Here is a 13605-nt window from a genome sequence, read left to right as displayed (position 1 = left end):
ATGCTTAAGCAATCTTTATATACAGCAAAGCAAATATTAAATTGAGGATATTTTACCAAAAAAATGCATTTCTTTGCTGGGGGCTCTTACTTGCAAGAAACAAAAAAGGGACTTGAAGGCATTGTAGCTTTGGATACGAGCATATCCTTTATCGATGGTATGCAGGGTATTTTAAAGTACAGGGGAATCGATATTGAGCACTTGGCAGAGATGTCTTATGAGACTATTTCTTATTTACTGATAAACGGAATACTTCCGGGTGAGCAGGAACTGGCTGCATATTCAAACAGATTGAAGAGCGAACGCCGTATCAATGGAGAGATGATAGATATAATGAGGGTATGTAACTACGGTACCGAAGCACTTGATTCTCTGAGGACCGCTATCTCCTGTACTGCTCATATGGATCATGAGAATGATAATAACTCACTGGATGCAAATAAGAATAAGGCAGTTCGCCTGATAGCGAAATTACCTACCATGATTGCCGCACTTTACAGGTGCAAAAGTGGTGACTTTCCGTTCCAGCCCGACGAAACTCTGTCGCACGGAGCTAATTTCCTGTACATGTTAAGGGGAGAGGCACCTTCAGCGATAGAGGCTGAGGCTATCGAAAAAGATTTTATTCTCAGTGCTGAGCATGAACTAAATCCGTCAACATTTGCTTTGAGGATTGCAGCTTCCACCCTGGCAGATGTGTATTCAGCCATAATAACGGGCCTATGCACCTTGAAGGGGCCTCTTCACGGGGGTGCCAGAAGGGGTGTAATGGAAATGCTGGATGAGGTTGCTGTTCCGGAGAATGCCAATAATTATGTCCTGTACAAACTCTCCCGGAAGGAGAAGATAATGGGCTTTGGGCACAGGGTTTACAGAACATATGATCCCCGGTCAAGGATATTCAAGGATATGGCAAAAAGGGTAGCAAAGGAAAATGGCGATCCTACATGGTATGAAGTAGCCGAAAGTCTGGAACATGTCATGTACCGTGAGTTCCTGGATGTGCGGGGGAGGCCCATATATCCGAATGTGGATTTCTATTCGGCTGTGATATACAAGTATCTCCGTATACCGCCAGAACTTGCAACTTCCGTGTTTGCTATAGGTAGGGTGTCCGGCTGGACGGCTCACTGCTTTGAGCAGTACGCAGATAACCGTGTCATCAGGCCAAGGGCACACTATATATGAATCTTTGCCGCATTTTCACTGACATTCTTCAGTGAAAGATTCATTTCCTCAAAACCCGCTTCAATATTCTCCCCCATAATGTGCATTATCAGCGGGGCAAGTATTCCACGAAACCTCTCGCACTGGACAAGACGCGTTCTGCTGTTGTCCAGTTCTTCTATCCTGAAGGCATGCTCGCCGTCAAAGATGCCTTTTATCCAAATGCTTCCTATCCACCGAAACTCCCGGACAGGGTCGACCTTCAGAACTGTTGGCTTGAATGACATGGGTTTGGAACCCGGAGGATGTAGTGTAACCTCCAGTTGAGAGCCTGTCTCAAGTTTTCCTTTTTTAATAAGCATGAAAGGGTTCCAGTTTTCAAAGTTTTCAAAATCAGTCAGTATGTGCCATACCTGTTCGGCAGGAGCATTGATTTCGATGTCAGTGCATATTTTTTGCATTAAGAAATAGACCTCCCTAAAAAAGGGATAATGTAAATTACATATTTTTTCTAAATACACTGATATGCAGTTTAGTATTTAAATTTAAAGTGTATTCTTCGTTCCATAGTAGTAATTCCCAAGAGGTATGAAGGTTGCGACCAGATACACAAGCCATCCGACTAAAGGCAGGTCACTCAACAAGAGCAGGATGAGCACACCAAGTACCAGTTCATGCCAGTGTTTTGATTCATGTCCTATCTTTGCAAATATATATTTGCCGATCCACAGGCCTGTTATCACTCTGGCAAAGTAAAGTACAGCCAATATCAGTAAGATTATGAGCACACCTATGGGTATACCTACCAGCGTGATCAGTAGCAGCGCCGCAAGTATCCATGCGCCAAGCATCAATCCTAAACCTGTCAGGAATGCCTTTACAGGCGAGGTCCTTGTTCTTTCTGCCAGAGCATTCATTTTCTTTGGCCAGATTGCTATAACCACAAGACCGATTATCGTGAGCACGACATACTGGAAGAGCCACCAGATGACAGAGAATACTCCGATACCTTCGTCTGCATCCCCCTCTACACCTTGTATGAATTCTACATCTCCGCCAACTGTTCCCTCAGGAATTGTGGCTCTCTCCGGGCTCATATACCTGAGATTACCTCCGATGCCTGCAGCAGGCAGGATCGTTAGTTCTCCTGCTTCCAGGTCAGCATGTCCATCTATCTGTCCGCCTACTGTAATCTCACCACCAGAACCCATTGCATCTCCGGCAACACTTCCAAGCATCTGCATATGTCCTGATCTGAATGAAAGCTCCCCTCCTATCGTTGACCTGCTGGCAACAAGTGCATCTCCGGATGCTATGATCAGATCATCCCTTACTTCGCCTTGCATATCCAGTGTTCCAGCTGCAACTCTGATGTCATCCCCGACACTTCCCGTAATGATAATATCTCCGGCCATTACTGTAAGGTCCTGTGTGATGTTGCCCCTGAATTCCACCCTCCCGCCGGCGGCTATTACATCTCCCATAACGGTCCCTGTGATGATTATATTGTTACCGGCTACATAGAGGTCGTCCTCTATAACACCATCTATAATCACCAGGTCCCCGGCCCGTGTGGTTAAAGCGGTAGCCGGACTACATAATGCAGTCAGGATGATTAACAGTAATAAGAAGATACCAAATGCTCTTTTCATGCTTCCCTCTAATAACTACTCTGAAAATAAGATGCTGTTATCATTTAAAAATTTTATTAAAATGGGGGTGTCAATCTCTTTCAGGATGAAGGTTTAAAAAAGACCGTTGATATGGAAAAAGAAAAGAAAAGAAAAGAAAAATAGTTTATATAGGTATATAGAAAGAAAATGTATGAGCCAGTGAATTCTCAGGGCTTGAATGCCAGTGCATTTGTTGGGCACGTGGTTATGCATCTTCCGCACTTAATGCAGTCTGGTTTATGCTCGTTGGTATGAACATCAAGCTGCATTGGGCATGATCTGTCACACTTTTTACAGCTGACACATTTGGAGTCATCCATATGAAGCTGGTATTTGCTGCCACCGATAAGGTTCTGTACTGTTCCCATTGGACAGAAAGTACACCACGTACGGGGACTTACTGTTATTCCGGCTACTAGCGCAATGGAAGTTGTCATGATACACATTATAACAAAGACCATGCCGATCTGGTTTATGACACCCTCTGTTGAGAGCAGCCTGTATCCCATGAATACCATCATCATTGCAAAGAGGGGAATCCTTATCCAGAGACTTCTTAGGAAACCAGGTATTTTTTTGTTCCTTGTGATCTTACCTACCCAGAAGTCATTGAAACTGCCTCTGGGGCAGAGATTTCCGCAGAACCACCTTCCCCTGAAGATACTGGTTATCATGAGCGTGGCAAAGACCACAAGCAGGAAATATCCCAGCAGTGGGAACCACAGTCCTGCGACTGATACAATTATAACAAGTATGCCAAGATAAGGAGTGATTTTGAGCATTATTTCACCTTTGATTTTGAAGCGTCAGTAATGTTGATTATGATGTCATCGTTTGTTCTTGTTTCTTCAGCCCATGCCTGCAGTTCGCTGTCCACACGCTTAACCCAGCTGTTGACTACCTGCATTATAAGCTCGCGGATCTCCTTCTTGCTGCGTACCTTATAGACGAAAAAATATCCACCGCCGTCCATATTATTCTGGGAGCGAATGAGTATATTGCGTTCATATAGTTTCTTCACGCTTCTCTGAACCGTTGAAAGATTAAGTCCCAGCTCCTCGGCAATATGCTCGGTATTGAGCCAGTTCTGTCCGAACTGCAGGAAATGCTTAAGTACCTGCAGATCGGCTTTTGTAAGGTTCAGGCCACATTTTATAACAGCTTCGATTTCAAATTCCTTGCAGGCAAAGTCGATCATATGACACCTCTGTTTTACAACAGTACTGTATTAAAGCGGCAGTATATATAAATGGTTTCAAGTACTGCCTACAATTGCCAAAAAGAGAAGTACTGCAAATTATAAGCCATTTAAATTTTCAACAGGCTCATGCATACCCTCCAATGAGCCTGTTAATCTCATCGCTTCCGATAATTCCCAGTATTTTCATATTACCGTCGATGACGGGAAGTGCGGAAATGTTATGCTTTTCCATTTTCTTTGCAGCACTCTCGATGCTTTCATCAGGGCTTGCGGTTATGACATCAGTTGTCATTATCCTGTCAAGTGATTTGTATTTCAGTGCCACGGCCTTGGATATGTCCCATGAGGTAACTATGCCTGCCAGTATATTGCCTTCGGAAACCACAGGCAGATGAGTAATTCCTTCCCTGTACATCACACGAGCTGTTTCCTCAATGCTCAGCCCTTTTTTTATCGAGACGATCTCACTCTTCATAATATCGGCAACAACAACATCCGACAGGAAATTGCTTATAAGGTAGTTCAGGTGCCCGGATTCAAGAAGGAACGCATCGTGGCCGTAATTAGACTCGATCTCTCTGTATGTTGCTTCTTTCCCATTGGCACTCAGTGCGGCTACTATCTCCCTGGACTGGTAGGGCGGGTACAACCAGTCTGAACTGACAGCAATGACCAGGAACTTGGTTTGAACATCCTTCAGGCCTTCCTTCAGAGAACCGTTCTTCGAGATGTCAAAATAATCCAGCGCCTTGGTGATATATAGATAAGAATTGGCATCAAATCTTCTGGTGAACGATTGTCCCTGGTAGTGGAGGTAGCTCTCGACTTCGAAATCCATATCCATACTGAAATCGTAATTCTGCTTGTTTTGAAGTCTTCTACTGAACTTCTCTTGCATGGAATCATCGCTAAGGTAAGTGATGTGTCCTATCATCCTCGCAAGGGCAAGGCCGTGGACAGGAGGATTCCCGAAGTAGTAGTTCCCTTTTTTCCATTCAGGGTCGGATACGATGGCTATCCTGGCAACCTCATTGAAGGCTATCTGCTGTGGGGAAGAACGGGCTGTTGTTGCAATGGCAATTGCATTTGCTACGGATCCCGGGTAGGACACAGCCCATTGGAGCACCTGCACTCCGCCCATGGAACCACCGATGACTGCAAATAGTTTTCCGATTCCCAGATGGTTCACTAAGTCCTTCTGGGCCCTGACAATGTCTCCTATGGTCATCACCGGGAAATCAAGGCCATATGGCTTTCCGCTGTCCGGGTTTACAGAGGACGGGCCCGTGGAACCCTTACATCCGCCAAGTATGTTGGAACAGATCACAAAATACTTGTCGGTATCCAGTGCTTTTCCGGGTCCGATCATTGAGTCCCACCACCCGGGTTTCCTGTCTCCCTGGTGCCACCCTGCAGCATGTGCGTCGCCCGTGAGTGCGTGGCAGACCAGAATAGCATTGCTCTTTTCATTGTTCAGGTTGCCATAGGTCTCATAAGCCAGAGTCACTTCTTTTAGCAGTTTTCCACTGTCTAGATGCAATTCTGAAGGGAAGTGATAATAATGAGTTTCGACCGTACCGACCGATTCATGCTTCATTGGGACCCCTTCAATGCCTGGTCGATATCTGCTATTATGTCCTCGACATCTTCAAGTCCCACCGACATCCTGATAAAATCATCCGTAACACCGGTAGATTTCCTTTCCTCAGCCGTTAACTGTTGATGGGTCGTGGATGCAGGATGGATTACAAGTGTCTTTGCATCACCTATGTTCGCAAGATGAGAGAGCAGTTTGACGTTGTTTATGAATTTTCTGCCTGCTTCAATCCCTCCTTTTATGCCGAATCCCAGAATAGCCCCGTATTTGCCGTTAAGATACCTGCCGGCAAGTTCGTGACTTGGATGATCCTCCAGTCCAGGGTAATTCACCCATTTCACAAGTGGATGGAGACTTAAGAACCTTGCAACATCAAGTGCGTTCTTGCTGTGTCTTTCAACTCTCATGGGCAGTGTCTCAAGCCCCTGCAGGAAGAGAAAAGCATTAAAGGGGCTCATTGCGGGTCCAAGGTCGCGTAGCAGGTGAACTCTCATCTTGATTATGAAAGCGATATTTCCTACCCCGGGTAAATTCCCGAAGCTCTCCCAGTACTTAAGCCCGTGATATCCCGGGTCTGGTTCGGTGTACTGCGGGAACTTGCCGTTGTCCCAATTGAAGTTTCCGGAGTCCACTATAAGACCGCCAATTGATGTGCCGTGACCCCCAAGGAACTTGGTGGCCGAGAGCACTACGATATCAGCACCATGGTCAATAGGCCGTGTGATACCAATGCCCACCGTGTTGTCAACTATCAGCGGGATACCTGCTTCATGTGCTATATCTGCAAGTTCCTTCAGATCGGGTACGTCCAGCTTGGGGTTGCCTATGATCTCCGTATAAATGGCCTTTGTCTTCTCATTGATAGCTTTCCTGAACTCTTCAGGTCTTGTAGAGTCAACGAACATTACTTTACGCCCGAGATCCGAAAACGTATTTTTAAACAACTGGTAAGTCCCACCATAAAGATTGTCTGCGGAAACGATCTCATCGCCCAGTCTGGTAACCCCAAGGGTCGCAAGGGTTATTGCAGACATACCGGACGAAACAGCCAATGCCCCGGTGCCACCTTCAACAGCAGCAACTCTCTTTTCCAGGACGTCGGTTGTAGGGTTCATAAGCCTGGTGTAAATATTACCGAACTCCTTCAGCCCGAAAAGGTTAGCAGCGTGCTCCGAATCCCTGAAAGTGTAGGATGCGGTCTGATAGATCGGTACTGCCCTGGAACCTGTTACAGGGTCCGGGGTCTGCCCTGCATGGAGGGCAAGAGTGTTGGGTCCGTACTGTTTCTCGTCCATGTTGTTTCCTCTTTATTTTCATCGGTCTGTGGTTTTTGCAGACCGTATAATGATCCTTGTTGAGTGATCGTATTGTATAGTAGTGCCAACAAGCATATAAATATTTGCATATAACAATTGTGAATAAATAACCAATGGTAATAAAAGCGTGATAAACTCCCGTTTTTAACACATCAATCAACATAGATATCATAACAGAAAAAGAAATTTTCTTCTGGACTGTCCGGGCGCCGTATCCGGTTGTCCGGAAATGCCTCAGGTTAACAGGCTTTGCAATTCCTCAATACTCTCGATGGCCGCTACCCGGAGTATACGTGCTTTCTGGTTCATCTGCCTTGCAAGTTCTTCTATCCTGCTGACAATGGCCTGGTCAGCAATATCGGTTTTATTTATACAGATGATCTCCGCACCTTCAAGCTGCTTGCGGGCATATTCGGTAAGCTGGTCCGCTTCGGTTTCAAAATCCTCTGCATTCACCACTACGACCACCGGGAGGAATTCTATATCCTGAAGTCCCATTCTTTCGATATCTTTTCTGATCTTATGCGGTATCACAGTCTCTTCCGCTTCAATGAAGACTATATCAGGATCGGATCCTTTTTTAAGGCTCATCAGGTTGTTTCTTATATCTGTATCAAGGGAACAGGGAATACAAACGCTGTCGATCTCCTTTGCCTCGATTCCAAGACCTTTTAATTTCCTCTCGTCGTAATTCATCTGACCGTTCTCCTGGATGATAACTCCCAGGCGCTTTCCCTTATCATTCAGATATTTTGAAAGCTTGAGTATGATGGTAGTCTTACCACTATCAGTTGCTCCTCCGATTACAGACACGTGCATAATTGAACTCCGATTATGTCTGATAACTGGTTTTTCAGAATACTATATTTACCTTACTGTCAGCAATCTGATTGTCTTTAATTTAGATAAGTATGGATATATATTATTAAAACATATCAAATTGCATAGTTGCAGGAGTTATGATTACTCATATTTGCTATATTGCTTGATGGATAGCAAACAATAATTTCAATTTTTACAACAGGAAAAACTATGTTCTATGGTGAAATGGACTTTTACGGTATATCTGCTATTCCGCATATTTCCACAATGTACTATATCGATTCCTCAAAATGGGATGCATGGAAAGTTCGCTTAACGGATGAAAATATAGAAATTCATACTGCCTCTAAAACAGATCTGATCTCTCTCAAGCAAATTGAATTTGTAGACAGGCCACTGTCACATGCTGTCGCAAACAAAATACAGAGTTATACAAAGCATGGCTCTTTCCTTGTAATTGACTACAGGCAAAAAGCGACAATTGGCAATGGAAATGTTCTTTTTTCTTTAGTACTTGCAGGCAAAAAAGAGGATGTATCCACTTTAAAACATCTGCTTATGAGCCTGCTGGGTTTGAGTGCCAATCCGGTGGCTGGCAAACTCCGGCCGGAAGAGCTACGTCTTTTATGCCTCTTTGCTGCTGATATGAACAAAGAGGACATCCTCCTTCCTCTTTTCAATAATGATAAGACCCTGCTTAAGAATACCTTCAACAATCTCAAAAAGAAGGATATGGTGGATGAGTACGCTTCACTCACGCCTTCGGGCAGGGACATTGTGGAAAAGGTGAGGGGCAGTGGCAGAGTTAAGATCGGCTCTGATATAGATACGAAGTTCGATGAGTTATCAAGGAACTGGGTTTGTACGGAAGAGCATTCAGCAAGTCCGGTAGCGAACAAGATCATGTGGAAACATGGAAATTCCGCACTGAGCGGCTTGGTCACAACAGAAGACTTGTGGAACTATCTGAATATAAGACATATCAGGATTGCAGAGATCAAAAGAATACAAGGCACGGGCCTTGGAATGTTGATGCATACATATGACGGAGCAACTATTTTTTTCTTATCCCGTGATAGTTCTGTTGTACTTGCACTCTATGGTATACTGAATAATGCTGAGGACAGGCAGATGAGGATCCTGTTTATGTTCTATCTTGTTTATGGATCCGAGAAAAATGTGCTGGCGTACCTTGGACACAATAATGATTATTTTGACTATCATTGTAAGCAGATGATACAAAAAGGCATTCTGGACGAGAACTGCAAAGGTATAACACAGAAAGGTCTGGATCTGCTATATAAGAAACTAATTGGGGATGTTTCTGTTTTGCTGGAGCACGACTCAGTCAAAAGCCAGTTTGGGGAATTTGACAGACTTGACCGGATGAAAAAGATAAGTGCTAAAAAAAGAGTCATGCGGGCCCTGCAAAAAAAGCACATGCAACTTAGCAATACAGTTTAGATACGCTCGCAGAGTAAGTGCAAATGAAAAAGGCAAAGATCAGGCCTGTGTCTGACTCTGCATCTTTTTCATTTCCCGTATCTCCTTAATTCTCCTGAGGATAACCTCTCCAAGGAAGATGATAAGGGCTGCCAGCAGGAAGTATAACTTCTGGCTTACGGTCTCACGTACCACTTTATGGGAATTCTCCCTTGCATCCGAAAGCAGGAGGGAGTGTGCATTATCCTCTGTGTATATCTTTCCACCATACTGCTTGATCAGGCGCGGGAAGTCTTCATTGAGACCCACATCACGGTATTCAATTGCATAGTTTACTGCAATGGGATAACCTGACAGGTCATGCATGCCTATGCTGTCCGGACTCACAGCAGCCTCATAGACATTGTTTCCTGTAAGCGAAATTGGTACGTCCTCACCGTCAAGTTTCAGGATGGGGAGCCCCTCGTCGTACATGGTAAGCTCGACCTCTACAGGCGTCCCGTACCAACCGTCAGGAGCTTCAACTACCGCACCCGTTTCCTCTCTGGGGTTGCCGATTGCCCAGTTCATGGTGGAAGATATTATCTTAGAATTGTTCCCGGAATACAGAGAAGTTGCCCAGCTGGCCTCTCCGCCCTGTCCATTATCGGCTGTAAGGGCAGCGACCCTTCCAAGACCGTATCTCCAGGTTGTGAGCACGGGCTTGCCGGTGCTGGTGATGACCAGTCTGTCAGCGCCTGCCTTAGGGGTGACATCGTTGAACCCGGTGATATTTCCTTCAAGCTCGACATTGCTTGTGATAAAGTGTTTGGGGTTAAGTTCTATGAGCGGATAGGAACTCAACTGGGTGTCGTTATCCTTGTCAGTGGGTTCTGGTAGTTCGTCAAATATAATATTTGCCCTTTCTCCTTGGTCTATGTGGAAGTAGGTCCCTCCAATCTCATTCATCAGCTTTTCTGCATAGTGAACACCTGAATCGTCAAGCTGTGAGGGGGCGCTGGACCGGATATGTGTGTAGTACATGTTCACACCATTCCCATGTATCTCGTCTGCAATCGCAAGGCTCTCGTCATATGATCTCTCTATCCCGCCGTCTGATATGATGATGATATCAAGTTCACCGGTCTCGGTCTGCAGCCATTCTTCTGCTATCAGAAGGCCCTCGTTGAGCGATGTCTGGCTTGTAGGTGTTGGCGTCAGGGTCTCTATATTATTTCTAAGATAATCCATATTGGAGGTACTTCCAAGATAGACAAGGCCATTCGAAACATCTAAGCCTTCGCTGCCAAACGCTATAACACCTACATATGCATCCCGGAGGTTCTCATTTTCCAAGATATATATGGCGTTCCCCAGAATATCTCCGAGTGTACCGTGATTTGCAGTACTCTCGGAGATATCAAGCATCAGTACGACATTTCGCCCTCCTTTCCAGTTGGTAGGTTCAGAGATTACAGGTAGTAGCTGCTCGATTTCTGAATCAAGATACCCTCCAAAGTTGAAGGAGCGCTCCCCTCCAACAACCACGATACCACGTCCGTCACGGAGGTATTCCTTTAGTTCCTCTACATCGGTCCCGGAGAAGGAGTTCGAATGTACATTGTCTATAACAATGGCCTTTGTACTATCGAGGTCTGAAAAATCATCCGTTGTCGAGACATCGTAGAGCTTATAGAGATTATAAGCAAGTGGAGAGTTTCTTTCAAGACCTATAGCCTGTATCTTTGGTTTCGGGATGGCATAAACACTCTTATAGAACTCGTTGTTGATGGGGTCACTGTCAGAACCTGAAGGAGTGATAACGGCTCTCAGTGTGTGTTCCCCCAATGTTGAGAATTTCACCCTGCTTACTGGTACTGATCTCTGGCGTCCGTTCTGTACGGCATTACCGCTCCTGATGAGTTCTCCATCACTGTATATTTCATAACTATAACTGATACTCTCATCGCCTGCCTGAGTGACCAGGATATCAAACTGGTTTTCGTTGCCCACGATGACTGTCTTATCTCCCTGGATCTGCACGTTCAGGTCATTTTTTTCCAGTTCCGGTTCTACATAGTAGACGGTTGTTCCCGTATCCTCTGCAAACTGCAGGGCTTCCTCAAGCTCAGCTCCCTGATTGTTGTTTCCGTCGGTTACCAGGACTATCTGGTTATCTCCCCTCGAATACTGCATTATGGCATCCCCGAGGGCGGTCTTTTCTCCAGTGAGCTGGACCAGGGTGGTGGGGGTGGTGGCGGTCAGATGTTCGTAGAGGTTGGTTGCAGTCTCGTCATTGAACAGCTTCATGCTGGCAGTTTCGTCGGATATCAGGACGATATCGGGATTCTCATCCGAGTCCACCCTTGCACTCAAAGTATAGGGGGACGCCAGTGCGGCCACAAGCAGGATGACAACTATGATCCTTGATATTATCAGGCTCTTATTCCTGGCCTTCTTCAAGAGGTAGATGCCGCCTATGAGTGTCGGTATGATCAGCCAGAGCATCTCGGGATCTTCCAGGTTTATGCTTGCCATTAGAGCTCACCACGCTTTCTGATTATATACAGTTCAAGCAGGACGAGCAGAAGAACTATGATTATCATGTATGTGTCCAGGTAATTTTTTGCTGTATAGGTGTCCGCACGCACGATACCGGGTTCGCCCTTTGCTTCTGAGCGCTCGATAAGTTCGTACCCTTCAAGAGTTGTGTCGGACTCCCTGTCGTTGTAGAGATTGACAGCTACCTGTTTGCCTGCCACGGTGTAGACTCCGACTTCGTTATAGTGTACTCTGTTCACTGTATCTATCCCGCCGGGCGTCTCAATATCCTGCACCTGTGCAAGTGCGGAGATCGCACCGGTCTTTAAGTTGTAGTCCGAAATGCTTCCGGTGCCTCCAAGCCAGCCCGCAAGCTTGAACCAGAAAACAGGATACTCCGGAAGATTATGGAAATTGTTCCAGGCATCTTCTGCAAATGCATCATTTAAACCCATGTAAACAACTGTACCATCACTTATAGTCCCGTAGGTAAGCACCGGTACTCCTTCGGTCGTGCTTACCAGCGTGGTGGCACCTCTTCTTTCAGTCGCGTTGAGATATTTATAGACCGCAACCTCGGCGAACTTGATATCTTCACTTAACCTTGTATCCTGTATGACCTCAAGCGTAGCTCCTCTTTCAGTATCGACCATTCCGCCGGTTCTGACAGGTAGCAGTGCCTGCAGATCGGTTCCGGCATTTTCTCCTGACAGGGCATCGCTTGCAATAAAGACCGCCTCGCCACCGCCATTAATGAAACCTCTCAGCGTTCCCAGCTCATCTGACGTGAGTGCTCTTTCCTTGTTTGCGATCACAACCACACTGTACTTTGAAAGGTCAGCAGGCACTCCTTCTACCAGGCCCGTCCTGACATTGGGCATAAGTGACAGGGCAGTGAGGGAAGGAAGTTTCTCTACATCCGATACCACAAGCATTTCCTTTGCGGATACCCTGGGTATGGATATATAAGCGGTATTATCCGCCATGAGGCTGTCAGAACCTTTGATCGTAACTTCGGTAATGCCTCTTCCAATATCTGTCACACGGAACTGCTGTGTGGACCGTCCCCGGACACTGAAACTCTGGGTGGTGACTGTTTCCCCGTTCCTGATCTCCAATTCCACCAGTTCCCTGCTGTTCCTGTAATTCTTTACAACACCGGTGTAGGTATAGGTCCCGTCGACTGCCTCTACCTCTCCCTGGATTATCCCTGTATTCCCGGTGCTCCTGCCAACAATGACATACTCGACATTAAGACCATATGACTGTGCGAGGGTTTTCGCATTGACAGGGTCATCTCCGTCCCAGTGTGCAAAGTCAGATATGACTACTATCCTGCCACCTTCATCAGAGAGCATTCTCATTCCGGCCGAAACGGCGGCTGAGATATCCGCAACAGTTGCCTTTGGCTCCAGTGAATCGAGTGTCTGGTAGGCTGCATCCGAACCTCCGCTCTCAAGCATGGTAACAGGGATGTTCTGGGCAAGTATGATGCTGTTGGTCTTGCTTACGTAGTCCCCGGCCTTTGAGATCGCATCATCGAAGCGGTCCTCGGTCTGCATGCTTGCGGATGAATCTATAATTATGACAGTATGCTCTCCGCTCAGTGGCTCCTGGGTCTCGATAAAAGGTGCTGCAGCTGCCAGTGCAAGCAATATCAACACCAACAACTGAATAAGGAACAGCGGGTCCTTAATGAGTTTTGTGATGGATGTGTAGAAGCGTTTTTTCTCTTCCTGTATCTTCATCAGGAACATGAGGGAGGGTACCATCACCCTTAGTGGCTTCGGGCGCAGCAGGTAGAGTATTACCAGGAGGATAACACTTGCAAGAGCTACCAGGGCGAGTGGGGTCTCAAAGGGCAAT

General features: G+C 46.0%; 11 protein-coding genes. 2 read left to right on the top strand and 9 right to left on the bottom strand.

The features are described from left to right. Nucleotides 1-90 precede the first annotated feature (90 nt). Nucleotides 91-1188 carry a citrate/2-methylcitrate synthase gene (locus CUN85_RS07440; RefSeq protein WP_235856240.1) on the top strand — a complete coding sequence of 366 codons (1098 nt, stop codon included), beginning with the start codon at nucleotides 91-93 and terminating at the stop codon, nucleotides 1186-1188. Here CUN85_RS07440 and CUN85_RS07435 read toward each other — a convergent pair. From CUN85_RS07435 to CUN85_RS07405, 7 genes are all read right to left on the bottom strand, one after another. Then, nucleotides 1179-1628 carry an SRPBCC domain-containing protein gene (locus CUN85_RS07435; RefSeq protein ID WP_135389691.1) on the bottom strand — a complete coding sequence of 150 codons (450 nt, stop codon included), beginning with the start codon at nucleotides 1626-1628 and terminating at the stop codon, nucleotides 1179-1181. The two genes, CUN85_RS07440 and CUN85_RS07435, sit on opposite strands and share 10 nt — an antisense overlap. Before the next feature lie 84 nt (nucleotides 1629-1712). Next, on the bottom strand, nucleotides 1713-2819 hold the full coding sequence (locus tag CUN85_RS07430) for a hypothetical protein (protein ID WP_135389690.1): 1107 nt from the start codon (nucleotides 2817-2819) through the stop codon (nucleotides 1713-1715). Between the two features lie 188 nt (nucleotides 2820-3007). Continuing rightward, complete coding sequence (locus tag CUN85_RS07425; RefSeq protein WP_135389689.1) at nucleotides 3008-3622, bottom strand: 4Fe-4S binding protein; 615 nt, start codon at nucleotides 3620-3622, stop codon at nucleotides 3008-3010. Further along, nucleotides 3622-4038, bottom strand: a complete 417-nt coding sequence (locus CUN85_RS07420) for a MarR family transcriptional regulator (protein ID WP_235856239.1) — start codon at nucleotides 4036-4038, stop codon at nucleotides 3622-3624. Before CUN85_RS07420 ends, CUN85_RS07425 begins: the two co-directional genes overlap by 1 nt. A gap of 127 nt (nucleotides 4039-4165) precedes the next feature. Next, nucleotides 4166-5638, bottom strand: coding sequence for a homoserine O-acetyltransferase MetX (gene metX / locus CUN85_RS07415; RefSeq protein ID WP_135389688.1), 1473 nt, complete (start codon nucleotides 5636-5638; stop codon nucleotides 4166-4168). Beyond that, nucleotides 5635-6933, bottom strand: coding sequence for an O-acetylhomoserine aminocarboxypropyltransferase/cysteine synthase family protein (locus CUN85_RS07410; RefSeq protein ID WP_135389687.1), 1299 nt, complete (start codon nucleotides 6931-6933; stop codon nucleotides 5635-5637). The genes metX and CUN85_RS07410 overlap by 4 nt, the downstream gene beginning before the upstream one ends. A 255-nt stretch (nucleotides 6934-7188) precedes the next feature. Next, nucleotides 7189-7773 (bottom strand): GTP-binding protein, encoded by a 585-nt coding sequence (locus CUN85_RS07405; RefSeq protein WP_135389686.1) that lies wholly within the window; start codon nucleotides 7771-7773, stop codon nucleotides 7189-7191. Nucleotides 7774-7986: 213 nt separating this feature from the next. Between CUN85_RS07405 and CUN85_RS13355 the strand changes: the two genes are divergently transcribed. Beyond that, entirely contained in the window at nucleotides 7987-9240 is a 1254-nt protein-coding gene (locus CUN85_RS13355; protein ID WP_235856238.1) for a hypothetical protein, read from the top strand. 39 nt (nucleotides 9241-9279) lie between these two features. Here CUN85_RS13355 and CUN85_RS07395 read toward each other — a convergent pair whose 3' ends face one another. Next, nucleotides 9280-11736, bottom strand: a complete 2457-nt coding sequence (locus tag CUN85_RS07395; protein WP_135389685.1) for a VWA domain-containing protein — start codon at nucleotides 11734-11736, stop codon at nucleotides 9280-9282. Next, complete coding sequence (locus tag CUN85_RS07390; RefSeq protein ID WP_135389684.1) at nucleotides 11736-13604, bottom strand: vWA domain-containing protein; 1869 nt, start codon at nucleotides 13602-13604, stop codon at nucleotides 11736-11738. The genes CUN85_RS07395 and CUN85_RS07390 overlap by 1 nt, the downstream gene beginning before the upstream one ends. Nucleotide 13605: the final 1 nt, after the last annotated feature.

It is taken from the genome of Methanolobus halotolerans, assembly GCF_004745425.1.
In the GTDB taxonomy this organism is placed as follows: Archaea; Halobacteriota; Methanosarcinia; order Methanosarcinales; family Methanosarcinaceae; genus Methanolobus; species Methanolobus halotolerans.
The sequence above is the reverse complement of the archived record's forward strand: the minus strand, read 5'-3'. Positions and strand labels throughout refer to the sequence as shown.

Bases quoted from the DNA above. Each gene is read 5' to 3' on its own strand.
- CUN85_RS07435 (WP_135389691.1), bottom strand. From the start codon at position 1,628: ATGCAAAAAATATGCACTGACATCGAAATCAATGCTCCTGCCGAACAG.
- CUN85_RS07430 (WP_135389690.1), bottom strand. From the start codon at position 2,819: ATGAAAAGAGCATTTGGTATCTTCTTATTACTGTTAATCATCCTGACT.
- CUN85_RS07425 (WP_135389689.1), bottom strand. From the start codon at position 3,622: ATGCTCAAAATCACTCCTTATCTTGGCATACTTGTTATAATTGTATCA.
- CUN85_RS07420 (WP_235856239.1), bottom strand. From the start codon at position 4,038: ATGATCGACTTTGCCTGCAAGGAATTTGAAATCGAAGCTGTTATAAAA.
- metX (WP_135389688.1), bottom strand. From the start codon at position 5,638: ATGAAGCATGAATCGGTCGGTACGGTCGAAACTCATTATTATCACTTC.
- CUN85_RS07410 (WP_135389687.1), bottom strand. From the start codon at position 6,933: ATGGACGAGAAACAGTACGGACCCAACACTCTTGCCCTCCATGCAGGG.
- CUN85_RS07405 (WP_135389686.1), bottom strand. From the start codon at position 7,773: ATGCACGTGTCTGTAATCGGAGGAGCAACTGATAGTGGTAAGACTACC.
- CUN85_RS13355 (WP_235856238.1), top strand. From the start codon at position 7,987: ATGTTCTATGGTGAAATGGACTTTTACGGTATATCTGCTATTCCGCAT.
- CUN85_RS07395 (WP_135389685.1), bottom strand. From the start codon at position 11,736: ATGGCAAGCATAAACCTGGAAGATCCCGAGATGCTCTGGCTGATCATA.